Consider the following 17,756-nt stretch of genomic DNA (forward strand, 5'->3'; position numbering starts at 1 on the left):
GGGGTCGGTGAGCGGGCTGGGTATTGTTGGGTATTGCACGAGCGCAGTGATCGGCAAGTACTCGATATTATGGATGACAACGACACACCCGGTCGCAGGAATCGGACCTGATGTGCCGTCGTGCCGCCAGTTCCCCAGGCGTCCTTTGCACCATTCGTGCGGCTCACGCCCTCTCTAGCGCCGCCATCTCCCGCACGACAACCAGCAGCACCGAAAGACTCGCGCCGCCCGTCGCGCGCAGATCGGTGAGCAGACGCGTATAACGCTCGAGCTGTGCCGCGCGTTTGTCGCGCCACGCTTGCACCAGCGAATCGGGCGTCGATGCATCGGTCGCGCCGGCCAATGCGCTCGTGGTCAGCGCGCGCTTGAGCCGCGCGAGTTCGGCGAGCGCCGATGCGCGCGCGAGCATGTCCCAATGCGTCGGCGCCGGCAACGAGGCGGCGCGCTCGCTGATCCAGCTGTAATTCAGCAGCGTGCCGAGCGCGAAGTAGACGCCCGCGACCTGTTCGAGATTGCGCCCGCACGTCGACGCGACTTCGGCGATATCGAGCAGAGCGGCCGACACCTCGCCGCTCGCGATCCGCACCGCGAGATCGCTATCGACACCCGCATCGACGAACACCCGTTGCCGCTCCGACAACGCTTCGAGGTCCGCGCCAGGCAACAGCGCCGGCCATTGTGGCGCGAGACGCTGCGCGGCGTCGCGACAGCGCGCGAGCAGGCCGGTCACGTCGTCGCCGGCCGCGCCCGTTTGCAGATGCCGCAGGAACCACAGCGCCGAACGTTCGACGAGCCGCGCGACCTCCGCGAACATGCGTGCCTGCACGTCGTCGGGAACGCGGTTGTCGAGCGCGTCGATGCTGCGCCAGATCTGATCGAGATCGAACACGTCGCGCGCCATGATGCACGCGCGCACGATGTCGCCGGGCTGTGCATCGGTCTCCTCCATCAGCCGATGCATGAACTCGCAGCCGACGCGATTCACGAGCGCATTGGTCAGATGCGTCGCGAGGATTTCACGGCGCAGCGGATGGCGCTGCATCGGTTCGCGGAAACGCTGCCGCAGAGGTTTCGGAAAGTACTCGATCAACATATCGCTGACGAGCGGGTCTTCCGGCATCGACGATTCGAGCAGCGCGTCATAGAGCCACATCTTGCTGTACGCGAGCAGCACCGCGCGCTCGGGTGTCGTCAGTCCCTGCTTCGCGGCCGCGCGCTCGGCGATGTCCTCGTCGGTGGGCAGAAACTCGATCACGCGATTGAGCCGCCCCGCCTTCTCCAGATAGCGCATCAGGCGCGCTTCGGCATCGAGCAGCTCCACGCCAAAACGGCCCGCGATCGACAAAGCCTGGGTCTGATAGTAGTTGTCCGTCAGCACGAGCAGACCGACTTCGTCGGTCATTTCGGCAAGCAACGCATTGCGCTGCTTCTCCGTCATCTCGCCGTCGGCGACGACGAGGCCCAGCAGAATCTTGATGTTGACCTCGTGATCCGAGCAATCGACACCGGCCGAATTATCGATCGCATCGGTATTGATGCGGCCGCCGCGCTGCGCGAACTCGATGCGCCCGAGTTGCGTCAAGCCGAGATTGCCGCCCTCGGCCACGACCTTGCAGCGCAGATCCGCGCCGTTCACGCGGATCGCGTCGTTCGCGCGATCGCCCGCCTGCTGATTGGTCTCGCGGCTCGCCTTCGCATAGGTGCCGATGCCGCCGTTGTAAAGCAGATCGACCGGCGCCTGCAGAATCACGCGCATCAGCTCGGCCGGCGAGAGCGCCGCCGCGCTGATCCCGAGCGCCGCCTGCACCGCCGTCGATAGCGGAATCGTCTTCGCGCTGCGCGGGAACACGCCGCCGCCGGCCGAGATCAGCGACGGATCGTAATCGGCCCAGCTCGAACGGTCGAGCATGAAGAGCCGCGCGCGCTCCGCCATGCTCGCCGCGGGATCGGGATTCGGATCGAGAAAGATATGGCGGTGATCGAACGCGGCGAGCAGCTTGATATGGGGCGACAGCAGCATGCCGTTGCCGAACACGTCGCCCGACATGTCGCCGACACCGACCACCGTGAAGTCCTCGCTCTGCGTGTCGACGCCGATTTCGCGGAAGTGCCGCTTGACCGACTCCCACGCGCCGCGCGCGGTGATGCCCATCTTCTTGTGGTCATAGCCGACCGAGCCGCCCGACGCGAACGCGTCGTCGAGCCAGAAACCGTATTCCTGCGAGATCGCATTAGCGTAGTCGGAAAACGTGGCCGTGCCCTTGTCGGCGGCGACGACCAGATACGGGTCGTCGGGATCGTGGCGCACCACGTCGGGCGGTGGCACGACGTCGGTGCTCGCCAGATTGTCGGTCACGTCGAGCAAGCCGCGCAGAAAGGTCTGATAGCACGCGACGCCTTCGCGCATCCACGCATCGCGCTCGCTCTGCGGCGGCGGATTCTTGACGACGAAGCCGCCCTTCGAGCCGACCGGCACGATCACCACGTTCTTCACCATCTGCGCCTTCATCAGGCCGAGCACTTCCGTGCGGAAATCCTCGCGCCGATCAGACCAGCGCAGGCCGCCGCGCGCGACGCGCCCGCCTCGCAGATGGACGCCCTCGACGCGCGGCGAATAGACCCAGATCTCGAACATCGGTTTCGGCTCGGGCAAGCCGGGCACCTGGGCGGGATCGAACTTGAACGACAGATACGGCTTCGGTTGGCCCAGAGCGTCATGGCGGTAGTAGTTGGTGCGCTTGGTCGCCTTGATCACGCCGAGGAACTGCCGCAGGATGCGGTCTTCGTCGAGATTAGGCACCTGGTCGAGCGCGCTGTCGATCGTCTCCAGACAAACGTTGACGCGGGCCTCGCGTACCGCGCCGAGCGCCGGATCGAAGCGCGCGATGAACAGGTCGACCAGCATGCGCGCAATCGCCGGATTGCCGGTCACCGCGCGTTCGATATACGCGTCGCTGAACGTCGAACCGACTTGCCGCAAATACTTCGCGTAAGCGCGCAGAATCGTCACCTCGCGTGCATTGAGTTGCGCGCGCAGCACGAGGCGGTTGAAGTCGTCGCTTTCGATCGTGCCGGTCCACACCTGCTCGAACGCCTGTTCGAACAGATCCTTGACCCGCTCGATGTCGAACTCGGTATCGTCCGCGAGTTCGAGGCCGAAGTCGTGGATCCAAGCGGGCATCGCACCGGGCGCCTCGATCAGATAAGGCCGCTCTTCGTCGACGCGCACCCCCAGATGTTCGAGCATCGGCAAGCTGCGCGACAGTGCGATCGGCAGGCCCGCGCGATACACCTTGAAACGGAACGCGCGCAGTCCCGATTCGATCGGCCTGTACAGGTTCATCGCGAGCCGCTCGCTGCCCTGCACGCGCTCGATCAGTTCGATATCGCGCACGGCCGTGCGCGCCGGATAGTCGTCGCGATAGCCGGCCGGGAACGAATCGGCGTAGTGCTGCAGCAATCGGTTGCCCTGCTCTTCTCCGTACGCGTCGAGCAATGCGTCGGCCAGATCGTCCTGCCAGCGTCGCGCGACCTGCACGAGGCGCGCTTCGAGCTCGCGCGTGTCGACGCTCGGCATGCCGCCCGCCTTGGCATGGACGACGAAATGAATTCGCGCGAGCGTCGACTCCGACAGCAGCGGCGTGAATTCGACGTTCTCACCATTGAATGCGTCGGCGAGCAGGTTCGCGATGCGCTGCCGCAGATCGGTGTTGTACTTGTCGCGCGACACGAACACGAGGCACGATACGAAGCGATCGAAGCGATCGCGCCGCACGAACAGCCGCGTGCGCTGATGCTCCTGCAAACGCAGCACGCCGAGGGCGGTGTCGTACAGCTGGTCCTCGTCGGCCTGGAACAATTCGTCGCGCGGATAGGTCTCGAGCACCGTCACCAGCGATTTCGCCAGATGACCTTTCGGCAGGAATGCGGCGCGTCTGACGATATTTGCGCATTTGCGCCTCACGATCGGAATCTCCGCGGCCGACACGAAATAAGCGGTCGACGTATACAGGCCGATGAAGCGCCGCTCGCCCGTCACCTTGCCATCGGCGCCGCTCAGCTTGATGCCGACATAGTCGAGATAGCCGGGCCGGTGCACCGTGGCGCGCGAATTGGCCTTAGTCAGAAAGATCGGCGACGACCCGGAGATGATCTCCGCGGCCGCCGGCGGCAACGGCGTGACTTCCGCCGCACCGCCCGGCTGCAGCGCATCGCGCAGAATGCCGAGACCGGAGCCCGCGACCGCCCGCAAACCGAAGCCGCCGTCGTGCTGCACCAGTTCGTAATCACGGTGGCCGAGGAACGTGAAATGATCGGCGACCATCCATTCGACGAACGCGCGCGCTTCGACGCCCTCGGGACCGGTTTCACGCACCTTCATATCTTGAATGGTCTGCTTCGCGCGTTCGATGATCTTCGGCCAATCCTCGACCGCCGCGCGCACGTCGCCGAGCACGCGCGCGATGTCGTCGCGCAACGCGTCGAGTTTTGCGGCATCGCCACAACGATCGACCTCGAAATGGATACACGAGGTCAGATGCGAGCGCGTATCGCCGGCTTCTTCGGCACCTTGGCTCACGCGCGCGATGCTGCCGTCCGGCGCGCGCCAGACCCGAAATACCGGATGGACGACCGAATGCAGCGCGAGCCGATGCCGGTTGACCGACATCGAGACCGAATCGACGAGGAACGGCATGTCGTCGTTGACGATTTCGATCACCGTGTGATCGGAATGCCAGCCATGCTGTTCGAGGATCGGGTTATACACGCGCAGCCGCTGCTCGCCCGGCACGAAGCGCTGCGCGGTCTGCCAGTGGGCCAGCGCCGCGCCGTACAGATCGGCGATCGAGCGGCTTTGCAGATCGCCCGCGTCGACGAAATCGTAGTAATGCCGCAGGAAGGGTTCGACGATATTGAAGGTCGGCTCCGGCAACCGCCCCCGCGCAAATTCGACAACATCGTTCAGCAGGTGTGTGACGGCTTCTTCGTTCTTTGCTTGCATGATCGACTCCCCTGGCTGGCGGCAATGGTGAGTATCGCGTGATTCGCAGGCAACGTCTGACTTGGAATTATGCGCCTGGCGTACGCGATACGGCCGTTTCGCGCAGTCAGGTAATACCCGCTGACCGGTCGTCGAAGAATCGCCAGGCCCTGGCATCGCTGCGGCGCGGCAACGCCGTGCGCGGCTCAACGCGCGGGCTTTGCGGGCGCCGGTGCCGGCGCGGCCGCATCGCTATTCTCGGCGCGCTGGGTGAGCCACGCGCGAATCTGCGCGGCCGTCCACGCGGGATCGTCATGGGGTAGATCGTGGCCAGCCCACGGATGCTTGCGATGCGGCGCGCCCCACGCCACCGCGAGCTTCGCCGAACAGACCGGGTTGACGAGCCCATCGGCTTCCGACGACAGAATCAGCAGTGCACACTCCGGCGCGGCGGGCGCCGCGCTAAAGCACGCGGCCGCCCACAATTGCCGCAGCGCATTCGCGCGGCTCACCGGCGCGCTGCGGCGAATCGCAGTCCAGGCAGCGAGATCCGCGCCCAAGGTGTGGAGGTTATTGCACGTGAGTCGATGGATGCCGCTCTCGGCATCGGCGGCATCGCTCCAATGCGCCGCGACGCCAAGCAGACCAGGCCACGCCGACGGCCGCAGCCGCTCGTGCATGCGGCTGAATGGCCGCATGCTCGTATTGATCAGCACGAGCCGTTCGATCTCGCCGGGATGACGCTGTGCCCAGTGGGTCGCGACCATGCCGCCGAGCGACATCGCGAGCAAGTTGTAGGGGCCCGGCACACCCGTTTCGAGCGCTGCCTGCCGCACGAATGCGACCATGCCCGCGACGCTCGCGGGCGCGCGCCGCCGCACGTATTCACCGTTGCCAGGCAGATCGAGCAGCAGCAAACGCAAGCCGGTCGTGCTCGTTGCGGCTGGGGTTGCTTCGCGCAAGCGATCGCCCGAAATTTGACCCAGGGTTTCGCGCAACGCCGCCGGCAAGCGCCCCCAATGCCGCGTTTCCCGCGTCAGTCCGCGCAGCAGAATCCATGTGCTCATACGCGATCCGGCCTGTACCAGTGATCGAGCGCGCTTTGCAGCAACTGCTCGCGACGGTTGCCTTGCGGCAGCCAGCGCTGCGCCGAAAACGCCGCGCGCGCGAGGAAGTCGAACAGGTTCGCATGGCGCCGCAGCACGCGCGCGGTGCGATGCTCCATGACCGGATTGAACATGCCCTGCCGCGAAAACAACTGCCGCGGGTTTTTCTTGATCCACAGCCACGAGCCGAGTTCGAGCGTCATCGGCAGAAAGACGTTCGGCGCCGGCGTGCGGTCATACGCGTAGTCCCACAGATCGCCGTGCACCAGATACTGATGGCTTTGCGGCTCGAACGTGTAGCCGTGATGCGGATGCGCGTGTTCGAACATGCTCTTCAACACGTACATTTCGGGCAGATGCCGCATCTGCCGGCGGGTTCGGGCGTACGGAAACCAGATGCTGTCGCTCCAGCCGTAGCCGGAATGGCAATCGAGCGCGATGCTCAACGGCCGCGCGGCGAGCTGCGTCTCGACTACATGCAGCAGCGCGGCCGCCTCGACCTCCATCGGCTCGCCCGCGCGGCCGCGATACCAGGGCAACCACGCGCCGACGCGCTGGCCGCCCGCCAGCAGCGGCACGCGCGCGTCGGCGTCTTGCGGTGCGTTGCGCATCAGGTCGACGCCGCGCGGATTCGCGCGCGTCGCTGCCCACATGCCGCCGGGATTCGCGATCGGTAAAAAGATCAGCCGGATGGACTGCAATTGCCGCACCAGCAATTCGTCCCATTCGAGCCGAGCGAGCAGCGCGCGCATATAGTCGAGGACGAGTTGCGAGCCGATTCGCTCAAGCCCGTGAATGCCGCCGAAAAAGCCAATGGCTGGCGCGAGCGGATCGGATGAACCGATGCTCGCGGTGTAGATCGAAAAGCGCCGGCCGCGTACCTCGGTCTCGCAGACCGCGCGGATTTCGAAGCTCGCCCTGCCCTGGTCGAGTATCGACTTGAGATCTTCATATTCGGCAAAACTGTCCGGAAGAAAGCTCAAAGGAGTCGGCATGACGGCGTGACCGGAGTGTCGGATTATTAAGGACGGCCGGAAAACCCGCACTATAGCCTGGCTGTGTGTCAGCACGCGCGAGCGCGCACGTCTGCACGCGAATCGTGTCATCCGTATGTCACTTTTCGTTCGAATCACTGACTTCGCTCTGACTTCGTTTTGCCATCCTGACGACACATGACACAGCGGAAAACGCGACGCATAAAGATGTAGTCGTCTAGACGTTGCGATGCCTTCACTCAACCGTCACAGTCGCTTCCTAGAATGTGCCCACACCTGCCGGCAGTGGCCGGATGCAAGAGGGAATACAGATGGAAGCGATCCATGAAGCTATTCGAATCGAGCGTTTGAGCAAGACGTTCGGTAACGGCCGCAAAGCGCTCGACGAAATCGATCTGCGCGTCGCGCCCGGTGAAATGGTCGCGCTGATCGGCGCGTCCGGCTCGGGAAAATCGACGTTGCTGCGGCTTATCGCGGGCTTTACCGCGTCGGACGCGCAGCCGTCGCAAATCGAGATTCTCGGCCGGCCGATCCAGCAGAACGGCCGCATCGTGCGCGAGGTGCGCAGCATTCGCCGCGACATCGGCTTCGTGTTCCAGCAGTTCAATCTGGTGAACCGGCTGTCGGTCGAAACCAACGTGCTGATCGGCGCGCTCGCGCGCCTGCCGTGGTGGCGGCGTCTCTCCGGCCGCTTCCCGCGCGCGGAACGCGCGCTGTCGCGGGCCGCGCTGCACGAGGTCGGGATCGGCGAACATGCGCGCGAGCGGGCCGCGAACCTGTCGGGCGGTCAACAGCAACGTGCCGCGCTCGCACGGGCGCTCGTGCAACGTGCGCAAATCGTGCTCGCCGACGAGCCGATCGCCTCGCTCGATCCCGAGTCGTCGCGCCGCGTGATGGACATGCTGCAAGCGCTGAACGTCGAGCACCGGATCACGGTGCTGGTGTCGCTGCATCAGGTCGACATCGCGATGCAGTACTGCCCGCGCACGGTCGCGCTGCGTCGCGGCAAGGTGGTCTACGACGGCCCTTCCAGTGCGCTGACACCGGCGCTGCTAAAGAAACTCTACGGCGGCGATGCGCGCGAACTGCTCGACGACGCGACGCACGACGCAGACGAAACTCACGACGAGCCTGACGCCCCCGACACCGCCGCCGCGCGCTACGCGTTCGCGTTGAACGCTGCGCCGTCGAACTGAACCACGCACGCTATCGCGCGCTTTTGATTCTCTCCGTCCACTCAACCGGATCTCAACTGATGAAATTCCTGCGCTCCCTGATCACGCTCGCGGCCGGCGCTGCCGCTTTCGCCTGCATCACCGCGGCCCACGCCGAGGACATCAACCTCGGGATCATCTCGACCGATTCGTCGGCGGTGCTCAAGCAACGCTGGGAACCGCTGATCGATGACATGAAGAAACAGACCGGCCTGAACGTGAAGGCATTCTTCGCGACCGATTACGCGGGCATCATCGAAGGCATGCGCTTCAACAAGGTGCAGGTCGGCTATTTCGGCAACGCGTCGGCGATCGAAGCCGTCGATCGTTCGAATGGCGAAGTATTCGCGAAAGCGCAGCACGCGAACGGCGACAGCGGCTACTACTCGCTGCTGATCACCAACGTGAACAGCCGCTTCAAGACGCTCGACGACGTGTTCAAGGACACGAAGAGCGTGACGCTCGGGTTCGGCGATCCGAACTCGACGTCGGGCACGCTGGTGCCTGGCTACTACCTGTTCGCGAAGCACAACGCGCCGGTCTACACGTCGTTCAAGAGCGTGCTGCCGTCGAGCCACGAAGCGAATCTGCTGGCCGTCGTCAACAACAAGATCGACATCGCGACCAACAACAGCATGATGATGGAAACGCTGAAGCGCGAGCATCCGGACAAGTTCGCGCAGGTGCGCGTGCTGTGGACCTCGCCGCTGATTCCTTCGGACCCGCTCGTGTGGCGCAAGGATCTGCCGGAAGCGACGAAGGACAAGCTGCGCAAGTTTTTCCTGAACTACGCGAAAACCGATTTGCACGAAAAAGCGGTGATGGCCGGCATCACCGAGTACAGCGGCTTCGAGGCATCGTCGGATCGGCAACTGCTGCCGATTCGCGAGATCGTGCTGTTCCAGCAGAAGCAGAAGATCGAGAACGATGCACATCTGTCCGATAGCGACCGCAAGACGCAATTGGCCGCTCTCGACGCGAAGCTGAGCGCGCTCAACAACGCACAGTCGAAGCAATGAACTCCGCCGATCTGAGCACGTCGCCCGCGTGCGCGAGCGAAGCGGCCGCCGCGCGGACGGCGCAAGATAAAGATCGTGCCGGCAAGCGCAACTGGTGGTCGTTGCTCGGCTGGATCGCGGTGCTCGCGGTACTCGGCGGCGCGTGGCACGGCGCCGACATGCGGCCGCTCGATCTGCTGAGCGACTCGGCCAACATGGGCCAGTTCGCCGCGGACTTCTTCCCGCCCGACTTCACCGAGTGGCGCAGCTACGTGCACGAGATGTACGTGACGCTGGCGGTCGCGATCTGGGGTACCGCGCTCTCCCTCGTCTGCGCGGTGCCTTTCGGCCTGATGTCCGCGCACAATCTCGCGCCGCAGTGGGTCGTGCAGCCGATGCGCCGCCTGATGGACGCGTGCCGCGCGATCAACGAAATGGTCTTCGCGATGCTGTTCATCGTCGCGGTCGGCCTCGGGCCGTTCGCCGGCGTGCTCGCGCTGTGGGTACATACGACGGGCGTGCTCGCCAAACTGTTCGCAGAAGCGGCCGAGGCGATCGATCCGCGTCCGGCCGAAGGCGTGCGCGCAACCGGCGCGACGCGCCTCGACGAAATCGTCTATGCGGTGCTGCCGCAAGTGCTGCCGCTGTGGATCTCGTACGCGTTGTATCGCTTCGAGTCGAACGTGCGCTCGGCGATGGTGGTCGGCATGGTCGGCGCGGGCGGCATCGGCGTCGTGCTGTACGAAGCGATCCGCTCGTTCAACTATGCGCAGACGGCCGCGGTGATGATCATGGTGATCGTCGTCGTGACGGTGATCGATCTCGGCTCGGCGTGGCTGCGTGAACGGGTGATCTGAGGATGGCGCGCGTACGCGCGCGCGGCACTGAGCAGCCGGATTCAAAGCTGACACCACGGGCGAAGCGCACTGCCGCTCCGCCCGTTTTTTTCCGCGTCACCTGCGCTCGGTGCTGCAGGGGGGGTGATCTCGATCACCGGGCAATGCCAACACTTCTTCCGCGCCTCATACCGCCGCGTTCCACCGCACAAAGCCCCTTCGCTTCGATCATCCACTCCGCCATTCCGGCCTTCTTGCTGCCGCTGCCGGCGCTGGCCGCGTGGCCCGCACCGAGGATGCGCTGCTGGTCAGTGCCCGCGCCCGTCGGGCTCACGACGAACGGTGAACTGAAGCCTCAGCCCGTGCTGTCGACCGCGCCGCTCGTCAGATTCGACGGCGTCGCGTTGCTGCGCTTCGGAAGTGACGTTAGTTGTACACGCTGCAATCAACGCGTGTAATTCACCACCGGCACGGAATACGAAGTCGGCGCGAAATCGGTGCGGCCACTGCGCTGCGACGAGCCATTCGACGGCGCACCGTAGCCGCTATTCTGCGCAGCCTGGTTTTGCGCCGCGACCTTTGCTTCGGCCGCCTGGATATCGGCCGGATAGTCGATCACGTTCGCATTGGACGGATCGTAACCCGCCTTTTCGAGCTGAATCAGCTCGGCGCGGACCTGGGCGCGCGCGAGCGGCTGATCGGCCGGATTCGACTGGGCAAACGCCGCGAGCGGCGCGGCAACGAGAGCGGCGATAGCCCCTGCTTCGATCAGCGACCTGATGGACTTCATGATTTCCAACCTCCCGAGATGGCTTCATGCGATTGCCGCGGAGCCTGGTGCGACCATCGGCCATCCGCAGCGGTTAAGGCAGTTTAGAAGCCGGTCGAGCCACGTAGTAAGCCCTGAACCATGAATTCACTGTTGCTATAGCGGCCACAATTCGAGGCCACCACGTTCCGGCGCAGCCTCAACGCGATGCACTACACTGATAACGCCCAACGACGCGCCGCAGCCATCGCATTCGATCGAGGAGATAGACGCTCATGTCGCATCCCGTTGCCCTGCCCTCTTACCGCGACGGCGTGCGCGCCGAATGGGTCGATTACAACGGCCACATGCGCGACGCGTTCTACCTGCTGATCTTCAGTCTTGCGGTCGACGGGCTGATCGATCTGATCGGCCTGCCCGATGCGGTGCGCAAAGAGCGGCATCGATCGATCTACACGCTCGAGGCGCATCTCAACTATCTGCATGAAATCAAACAAGGCAAGCAGGTGCGTGTCGACATGCGCGTGCTCGGCTGCGACGCGAAACGTATTCACGTGTACTTCGAAATGTTTGCGCTGGACACGACGCAAAGCCAACGCACCGGCCCCGTCGCCGCGGGCGAGCAGATGCTGCTGCACGTCGATACCAGCGGACCGCGCGGCGTTGCTTTCGATCCGGACGTCAAAGCGCGCGTACACGAACTCGCGCAAGCCCATGCGGCATTGCCGCCGGCGCGTTTCGCGGGACGTGTGATCGCTTTGCCATGCGCAGTGCAAACGGGAAACACTACTCAAACGGAGTGACCATGCTCGAGCCGGAAATCGCCGCCTTTATCGAACGAGCGAGCGCGCTCTATCCGTCGCATCACGCGGCGATGACGCCGCGCGAGCAGCGCGAGCTGTATGACCGTTACGCCGCGACGTTGACGCCGCCACTGCCCAGCGAACTCACCACACGGGACGCAAGCTTTCGCACCGACGCGGGCCATGCGATCCCGCTACGGCTCTACCGGCATCCAGCGAAGGCAAGCGAACACGGCACGATCCGCGGCACGGTGCTGTATTTTCATGGCGGCGGCTTCGTGCTCGGCTCGCTGAACAGTCATCAGATGGTGACGGCGCGCCTCGCCGCCGACACCGGCCTCGACGTGATCGCGGTCGACTACCGGCTCGCGCCTGAGTATCGCGTGCCGGCCGCGCACGACGACTGCCTCGAGATCACGCGTGCCGCGTTGAACCACCGCCTGCCGTTCGACCTCCCAGAGCGCGCCGCATTGCAACTCGCGGGCGATAGCGCCGGCGGCACGCTCGCGGCAAGCGTCGCGCTACGCCTGCGTGACGAATGTGCGAGCAGCGTGCGCGGCATCGCGCTCGTCTATCCCATGCTCGGCACCGAGCCGCAATTGCCCGCGCGCGACACCGAGTCCGATGCGCCGATGCTGACGCTCGCGGACGTGCATAAGTTTCGCGACGCTTACTGGGGAAAAGGAGAGGAAGCCGACCCAACGCCCGGCCCCGCGTGGACGATCCCGCTCGCCGCAACCCGCTTCGACGGGCTGCCGCCGACGCTTGCCATCGGCGCCGAGCACGATCCCCTACGCGACGACGCGCGCGTGTTCGTCGAGCGAATTCGCGAAGCTGGTGGAGATGCCCGGCTGCTGGTCGGCACGGGGCTCGTGCATGGATGCTGGCGCGCGCTTGAAACAAGCCCCGGCGTGCAGGCCATGCACAGGGCTGTATGCGAATTTCTCCGCGAAAACGCACGCCATTAGCGCGGCGATATGCACCGCCGCGCCCGGCGCGTTATTGCGGCTCAGCGATTGCGGTCGCCGCGCCACTGCGCGAACGTGACGAGATCGAGGCCGACTTCAGCCGGCTCTATGCGGGTCCAGCCGAAGAACGCGTCGTCCCAGCCAGGAATGCTTTGGGGCGTCAGCGACCGGAACTTCATGCCGCCACGATACGCGAGGTCCGGCCAGAACAGCGGCATCACCTCGCGCGTGGCGAGCTGGCGCAGCAGGTCGGACGGGCCACCCTCGTCGGCGACGATCTCGCCCTGCGAGATCCAGTCGTTCTCGGCCCACGCGACGAACACGCTCGGGTTGCCCGCGGCGTCGAACATCAGGATCACGTTCTGCTCGGGCCGCCAGTAATACTCGACGATGCCCTGAGCGGCCACCACTTCGTCGATCATCTTGCGCGTGCGCGGATCGCAGTAGGTCATGCCGTTTTCGCCGAGCGCAAGCCAGCCCGACTCCGCGCAATGGCGGCTTTTGGCGTCCTTCAGGAAGTGCGTGAGGCGATTGGCCGAATCCGCGTCGGTCTTGCGCAGGTACAGGTCGACGATGCCGGCGTTGAAGGCCTTCACCGCGACGGTTTCATCGGCGACGCCGGTGAGCAATACCTTCGCGCAACGCAGGTGCGAGATCGACGACAAAAACTCGACGCCGTCGATGCCCGGCATGTCGTAGTCGACGACGACCGCCGCCACTTCCTCGAAGCGCGACGGCTGCGCGACGATGTCGCGCTCCGCCGAGGTCTCGACGAAGCGCTCGACGCCCGGTTCGCTCAGACACGCCGACGCTGCCGCGAATTCGAGCGAATTCTCGCGTGCGTGCTGGCGGATATAGTTGAGGGCCGCTTGCGGACGCGTGAAAAACAGGTTCGTGTAGGTGCCCGGGAAGAAACGGCGGAGCGCGTCGAGGTAGCTGTCGTTGTCGTCGACGAAAACCACTGTGGACGGATAAAAAACGGGAGGTCGAATAAAGTTGTTCATATCTTCACGTGTTTCTCACGCCGCCGCGAAGGCCCTCGACCGACCGGTCGGTCGATCTGACGTTTCGCCAGGCGACTGCCCAAGGAATGCCGGGCGATGCCTCGCCCGCGGGTCCGCATGATCAATGGGGTCTTGTCGCTACTACCGGTGACCGCCTGCCGTCGCTGTTCGCGCCGCTATCGACGCTGTTCGCGCGTCTCGGGTGGCGCAGCCTGGCGCGGGCCTGCCGGCATGTGCGCTGCGAGCCAGTCGCTGCAAGTCGCTTTCACATGCCGGATAATCGAACCGTGGCTGCCGGTCGTCTGCAATGGTTCGTATAGTACAGGCTCCGCGCATTGGCGGCACAACTTAAATCGCATTCCTGCACGCGCCGGCCGCGCAATTGCGGGGGACTAACTGGTCGAAAAAAAATCGCGGGCACGCGGAAAAAATGTCCGCTTCCGTCGTGCCGGCGAATGGCTTTAGCGGCAAGCGCGCGCCGTTCGTGCCAGGTCCGTTCGGACATCAATCATCGTGACGCGCCGCAATATGCCCACAAGAAGCGTCGATGTCGAAATGGTCGTTTATCATCAGTCAATCGCAGTTGCTTAATGGTTGTTGCTTAGATATGACGAATACCGGCAAGATGATGATAGTCGGGCTGCTCGTGGTCGATGCGGGCGTCGCCGGTTATCTGCTGTACCCCAGGGACGATCAGGCGCCGGCCGTGACCGGCGCGGTGACCCGCAGCGTCACCGGCGCGGTGGAGTCGGAACCGCAGACCGATGCGACGCGTGCCGCTGGCGCCAGCGTGAGGCCTGCGCAACCCGTGAGTCCGCCCGCGCCGCAATCGGCGCTGCCGCAGATGGAGTCGGCCACTCCGGCTCCGGGAGCCGCTCAGGCGCCTGCTGCGGCACCTGCTGCGGCGCCCGCCCCCGCCCCGTCCCTGCCCGCCACAGCGGCCGCGCCCGTGCCGAGCGTCACGCCCCAGTCGAGTCAGACCGCGAGCGGCCGCATCGATAACGCGGCGCCGCCCGCGGCTAATCCGGCCGCAGACGCGCACGCCCCCTCGAAGTCGCAGTCGTACGCGCAGCAAAAAGCTCAACCGAGGCCGCAGTACGGGCCGCGCATCGACCAGACCCATGCCCGCCGGCGCGACGACACGCACGCGAATGGCGCCAACCCGGTCGCCGCGATGCTGACGGACCAACTGGTCAAGGAATCGGCGAAACCCGACCCGTCGCTGCCGATGCCGTCCGGCGTCACCGTGCCGTTGCAGTCTGCCAATCCCCCGGGGGCTGGCGCGGGTAGCGGCCGCGGCACGAATCCGGTCGCGTCGGCGATGACCGATCGGCTCGTCCGCGAATCGTCGAAGGTGGGACCGACGCAGCCCGCCGCGGAGCCGCCCTTCATCAAACCCTGAGCGACGCGGGGCTCACGGCCGCGATGCCACCTCGTCGAGGTGCGCGAGCAGATCGGCCGGATCGTCGTAGACGCGCAACGCCCCCGCGCGCTCCAGTTCCTCGGTGCCATAGCCACCCGACAGCAGGCCGACACCGAGCGAGCGGCAGCGGCGGGCCGCAAGCATGTCCCAGATGCTGTCGCCGACCACGACCGTGTGCTCGATCGACACGCCGAGCCGCTCGGCCGCGGCGAGGAACAGGTCGGGATCGGGCTTCGCGTATTTGACGTCGTCGCGCGTGACGACGACCGCCTTTGCCGGATCGACGCCGAGCGCCGCCAGATTCAGCGCGGCGGTTTCCATCCGCCCGCTCGTCGCGACGGCCCACGGCGTGCCGGCCTGGGTCAGCGCGTCGAGCAGTTCGCACGCGCCCGGCAGCGGACAGACCTGGGCGCGCATCCGCTGATAGGCGGCGGCATGCGCGTGCCGCAGCCGTTCGGCGCGTTCGACGCTGATCTCGCCGTGTGTCTCACGCAGCAACTGGTCCGTGAACAGCCCACCGCTCATGCCGATCTTGCGATGGATACGCCAGACGGACAGCGGGATACCTTCGCTGTCGAGCGCCTCTTTCCACGCCAGCACGTGCTGATAGACGCTGTCGACGAGCGTGCCGTCGAGGTCGAAAAGAAAGGATGTCTGGATGCGCATGCCGGCCTCCGGTGATGATGGGTTCAATCACTATGCCATGTGTCGATGAAACGGCCAGGGCGGATCGTCGCCCTTGACGACGCTCACGGTCTCTACACGATGTGCGCAAATTCCCACAGATGGGCGCGTATTTGCCCCGATTTCGCTTTACCACGGTCTCACGTTCGAGACGATGTACTCGTTCAGCAAAGGCCGGCAACTTCGCGAACAACCGCTCGTACGGCTTCGGCCTTTCGTACGCGCAGGGCCCGCCGGCCGATTCGGTGTTGTCGCACGCGATGATCAACACGCTGCCGCCGTCGTCGACGAATACGCGAGTCGCGGTGACGGTGGGCATGCGTCACGCGTTCTGATCTCGCGCGGCGCAGGCGTGGCGCGCCGCGACAGTGCGATGCCCTCACGACTGCGCCGCCGCGATCACCTGCGACGCGAGCGCATGATGCTGGCCGCGTCGCGAGCGGATTGCGTGAATCTCCTCGATCACGCCGTCCGCGCGGCCGAGCCAGCGCAAGCTCCGACAACAGCTGCGCGGGCTCCCCCTCGTGACACAGCAGCCTGAGCGACGGCGTGGCCAGCACCGGCGCGAGCAACGCATGCGCGGCGAGCTTCGAAATCCCATCCGACAGCCCAACCGCGAGCCGCACCGAGTCCGCGCCGCTCGCTTCGCGCATCTCGTCGAGCAACGCCTCGCCCAGCTGGAAGATTTGCTCCGCGCGATCGAACGCCTGCTCGCCGGCCTCGGTCATCGCGACGCCGCGCCAGGCCGCTCGCGCAAAGCCGCCCTCCTTCTCGACGATCCAGAAGTAGTACAGGTGACGATAGTTGAGCATGCTGATCCGATACTTCGAAAAATCCGAAACGACTGGTTCATTCGATCCGCGAATAGGCCCATGATGGCTGTTCCGCCGCTCGCGGCGCACTCGATTCCGCCACCTCATGGACTCCCTGTTCGCACTCGTTGCCGATCCCGCCGCGTGGGCCGCGCTCGTCACGCTGATCGTGATGGAGATCGTGCTCGGCATCGATAACCTGATCTTCATTTCGATCCTCAGCAACCGCTTGCCGGAAGCGCAACGCGCACGCACGCAGCGCATCGGGCTGCTGCTCGCGCTGGTGATGCGGCTGCTTCTGCTCGGCACCATCGCGTGGATCACGAAGCTGACCGCGGTCGCGTTCACGCTGTTCGATCATGGCTTTTCGTGGCGCGATCTGATCCTCGTCGGCGGCGGCCTGTTCCTCGTGTGGAAGGCGACCACCGAAATCCGTCAGCACATGATCCCCGATGACGAACTCGCCGCGAAAACCAGCTCGACCGTGCAGTTGACCGTGGCGGCCGCGATCGGCCAGATCATCCTGCTCGACCTCGTGTTTTCCGTCGACAGCATCATCACCGCGGTCGGCATGACCGAGCACCTGCCGATCATGTTCATCGCGGTGATCGTGTCGATCATGGTGATGCTGTTCGCGGCGCAGCCGCTTGCGCGCTTCATCGATCGCAATCCGACCATCGTGATGCTGGCGCTGAGCTTCCTGCTCGTGATCGGCATGACACTGATCGCCGATGGTTTCGGCTCGCACGTTCCGAAGGCGTATATCTATGCGGCGATGGCGTTTTCCGCGTTCGTCGAGGCGATGAACATGCTCGCGCGGCGCGCGAAAACGAAACGTCTGGCAAGCAGCGAGGAGTGATGCCGTGATGAAATGCCCAGTCTGCAAAACGACCGATCTGCTGATGAGCCAGCGCCGCTCGATCGAAATCGATTACTGTCCGGACTGCCGAGGCGTATGGCTCGATCGCGGCGAACTGGACAAGTTGATTGCGCAGGATGACGGCGACGGCTCGCGGCGCGGCGAGCGTGCCCTGGAAAGCGAGCGGCAGCGTTACGAGGAGCGTCGCGACGAACATCGCGGGTATCAAAAGAAGCGCTCGATTTTCGATGTGTTCGACTTCGACTGAACGCTTCGGCGGCTTGGCGCACGCAAATCCCAGCCG

The 17,756-nt window shown here is 64.9% G+C and carries 15 protein-coding genes; 8 read left to right on the forward strand and 7 right to left on the reverse strand.

Annotated features, from left to right (window positions below; genetic code table 11):
• Nucleotides 1–163: 163 nt before the first annotated feature.
• From OKW29_RS14725 to OKW29_RS14735, 3 genes are all read right to left on the reverse strand, one after another.
• The gene (locus tag OKW29_RS14725; RefSeq protein ID WP_429291565.1) at nt 164–5,002 is read right to left on the reverse strand and encodes an NAD-glutamate dehydrogenase; all 4,839 of its coding nucleotides are present in this window, start codon (nt 5,000–5,002) and stop codon (nt 164–166) included.
• A 185-nt stretch (nt 5,003–5,187) separates the two neighbouring features.
• Entirely contained in the window at nt 5,188–6,048 is an 861-nt protein-coding gene (locus tag OKW29_RS14730) for an alpha/beta fold hydrolase (RefSeq protein WP_429291566.1), read from the reverse strand.
• Nucleotides 6,045–7,082 carry a M14 family zinc carboxypeptidase gene (locus OKW29_RS14735; RefSeq protein ID WP_184063052.1) on the reverse strand — a complete coding sequence of 346 codons (1,038 nt, stop codon included), beginning with the start codon at nt 7,080–7,082 and terminating at the stop codon, nt 6,045–6,047. Before OKW29_RS14735 ends, OKW29_RS14730 begins: the two co-directional genes overlap by 4 nt.
• A gap of 311 nt (nt 7,083–7,393) precedes the next feature.
• On the opposite strand from OKW29_RS14735, the gene phnC reads away from it, so the two are divergent.
• From phnC to phnE, 3 genes are read left to right on the forward strand one after another with little or no spacing between them, the layout of a single operon-like run.
• Entirely contained in the window at nt 7,394–8,278 is an 885-nt protein-coding gene (phnC, locus tag OKW29_RS14740) for a phosphonate ABC transporter ATP-binding protein (RefSeq protein WP_429291567.1), read from the forward strand.
• A gap of 59 nt (nt 8,279–8,337) precedes the next feature.
• The gene (phnD, locus tag OKW29_RS14745) at nt 8,338–9,315 is read left to right on the forward strand and encodes a phosphonate ABC transporter substrate-binding protein (RefSeq protein WP_429291568.1); all 978 of its coding nucleotides are present in this window, start codon (nt 8,338–8,340) and stop codon (nt 9,313–9,315) included.
• Nucleotides 9,312–10,151: a phosphonate ABC transporter, permease protein PhnE gene (phnE, locus tag OKW29_RS14750; protein WP_429291569.1), complete on the forward strand. Its 840-nt coding sequence runs from the start codon at nt 9,312–9,314 to the stop codon at nt 10,149–10,151. The genes phnD and phnE overlap by 4 nt, the downstream gene beginning before the upstream one ends.
• Before the next feature lie 424 nt (nt 10,152–10,575).
• Here phnE and OKW29_RS14755 read toward each other — a convergent pair whose 3' ends face one another.
• Nucleotides 10,576–10,920: a DUF4148 domain-containing protein gene (locus OKW29_RS14755; RefSeq protein WP_429291570.1), complete on the reverse strand. Its 345-nt coding sequence runs from the start codon at nt 10,918–10,920 to the stop codon at nt 10,576–10,578.
• Between the two features lie 254 nt (nt 10,921–11,174).
• Here OKW29_RS14755 and OKW29_RS14760 point away from each other — a divergent pair, with 254 nt between their 5' ends.
• Nucleotides 11,175–11,702: a thioesterase family protein gene (locus tag OKW29_RS14760; protein ID WP_429291571.1), complete on the forward strand. Its 528-nt coding sequence runs from the start codon at nt 11,175–11,177 to the stop codon at nt 11,700–11,702.
• Nucleotides 11,703–11,704: 2 nt separating this feature from the next.
• Nucleotides 11,705–12,670 (forward strand): alpha/beta hydrolase, encoded by a 966-nt coding sequence (locus tag OKW29_RS14765; RefSeq protein WP_429291572.1) that lies wholly within the window; start codon nt 11,705–11,707, stop codon nt 12,668–12,670.
• Nucleotides 12,671–12,711: 41 nt separating this feature from the next.
• Here the strand turns inward: OKW29_RS14765 and OKW29_RS14770 are convergent, their stop codons facing one another.
• Nucleotides 12,712–13,674, reverse strand: a complete 963-nt coding sequence (locus OKW29_RS14770) for a response regulator (protein ID WP_184063064.1) — start codon at nt 13,672–13,674, stop codon at nt 12,712–12,714.
• 607 nt (nt 13,675–14,281) lie between these two features.
• Here OKW29_RS14770 and OKW29_RS14775 point away from each other — a divergent pair.
• On the forward strand, nt 14,282–15,076 hold the full coding sequence (locus OKW29_RS14775; protein WP_429291573.1) for a hypothetical protein: 795 nt from the start codon (nt 14,282–14,284) through the stop codon (nt 15,074–15,076).
• A 12-nt stretch (nt 15,077–15,088) separates the two neighbouring features.
• Here the strand turns inward: OKW29_RS14775 and OKW29_RS14780 are convergent, their stop codons facing one another.
• Nucleotides 15,089–15,763, reverse strand: a complete 675-nt coding sequence (locus OKW29_RS14780; RefSeq protein WP_429291574.1) for an HAD family hydrolase — start codon at nt 15,761–15,763, stop codon at nt 15,089–15,091.
• 182 nt (nt 15,764–15,945) lie between these two features.
• Complete coding sequence (locus OKW29_RS14785; protein WP_429291575.1) at nt 15,946–16,593, reverse strand: hypothetical protein; 648 nt, start codon at nt 16,591–16,593, stop codon at nt 15,946–15,948.
• Nucleotides 16,594–16,699: 106 nt separating this feature from the next.
• On the opposite strand from OKW29_RS14785, the gene OKW29_RS14790 reads away from it, so the two are divergent.
• Nucleotides 16,700–17,452: a TerC family protein gene (locus OKW29_RS14790; RefSeq protein ID WP_429291576.1), complete on the forward strand. Its 753-nt coding sequence runs from the start codon at nt 16,700–16,702 to the stop codon at nt 17,450–17,452.
• 7 nt (nt 17,453–17,459) lie between these two features.
• Nucleotides 17,460–17,720, forward strand: coding sequence for a zf-TFIIB domain-containing protein (locus tag OKW29_RS14795; protein WP_429292508.1), 261 nt, complete (start codon nt 17,460–17,462; stop codon nt 17,718–17,720).
• Nucleotides 17,721–17,756: the final 36 nt, after the last annotated feature.

Source organism: Paraburkholderia sp. CI3, from assembly GCF_050436505.1.
Lineage (GTDB): Bacteria > Pseudomonadota > Gammaproteobacteria > Burkholderiales > Burkholderiaceae > Paraburkholderia > Paraburkholderia tuberum.

Bases quoted from the DNA above. Each gene is read 5' to 3' on its own strand.
- OKW29_RS14725 (WP_429291565.1), bottom strand. From the start codon at position 5,002: ATGCAAGCAAAGAACGAAGAAGCCGTCACACACCTGCTGAACGATGTT.
- OKW29_RS14730 (WP_429291566.1), bottom strand. From the start codon at position 6,048: ATGAGCACATGGATTCTGCTGCGCGGACTGACGCGGGAAACGCGGCAT.
- OKW29_RS14735 (WP_184063052.1), bottom strand. From the start codon at position 7,082: ATGCCGACTCCTTTGAGCTTTCTTCCGGACAGTTTTGCCGAATATGAA.
- phnC (WP_429291567.1), top strand. From the start codon at position 7,394: ATGGAAGCGATCCATGAAGCTATTCGAATCGAGCGTTTGAGCAAGACG.
- phnD (WP_429291568.1), top strand. From the start codon at position 8,338: ATGAAATTCCTGCGCTCCCTGATCACGCTCGCGGCCGGCGCTGCCGCT.
- phnE (WP_429291569.1), top strand. From the start codon at position 9,312: ATGAACTCCGCCGATCTGAGCACGTCGCCCGCGTGCGCGAGCGAAGCG.
- OKW29_RS14755 (WP_429291570.1), bottom strand. From the start codon at position 10,920: ATGAAGTCCATCAGGTCGCTGATCGAAGCAGGGGCTATCGCCGCTCTC.
- OKW29_RS14760 (WP_429291571.1), top strand. From the start codon at position 11,175: ATGTCGCATCCCGTTGCCCTGCCCTCTTACCGCGACGGCGTGCGCGCC.
- OKW29_RS14765 (WP_429291572.1), top strand. From the start codon at position 11,705: ATGCTCGAGCCGGAAATCGCCGCCTTTATCGAACGAGCGAGCGCGCTC.
- OKW29_RS14770 (WP_184063064.1), bottom strand. From the start codon at position 13,674: ATGAACAACTTTATTCGACCTCCCGTTTTTTATCCGTCCACAGTGGTT.
- OKW29_RS14775 (WP_429291573.1), top strand. From the start codon at position 14,282: ATGACGAATACCGGCAAGATGATGATAGTCGGGCTGCTCGTGGTCGAT.
- OKW29_RS14780 (WP_429291574.1), bottom strand. From the start codon at position 15,763: ATGCGCATCCAGACATCCTTTCTTTTCGACCTCGACGGCACGCTCGTC.
- OKW29_RS14785 (WP_429291575.1), bottom strand. From the start codon at position 16,593: ATGCTCAACTATCGTCACCTGTACTACTTCTGGATCGTCGAGAAGGAG.
- OKW29_RS14790 (WP_429291576.1), top strand. From the start codon at position 16,700: ATGGACTCCCTGTTCGCACTCGTTGCCGATCCCGCCGCGTGGGCCGCG.
- OKW29_RS14795 (WP_429292508.1), top strand. From the start codon at position 17,460: ATGAAATGCCCAGTCTGCAAAACGACCGATCTGCTGATGAGCCAGCGC.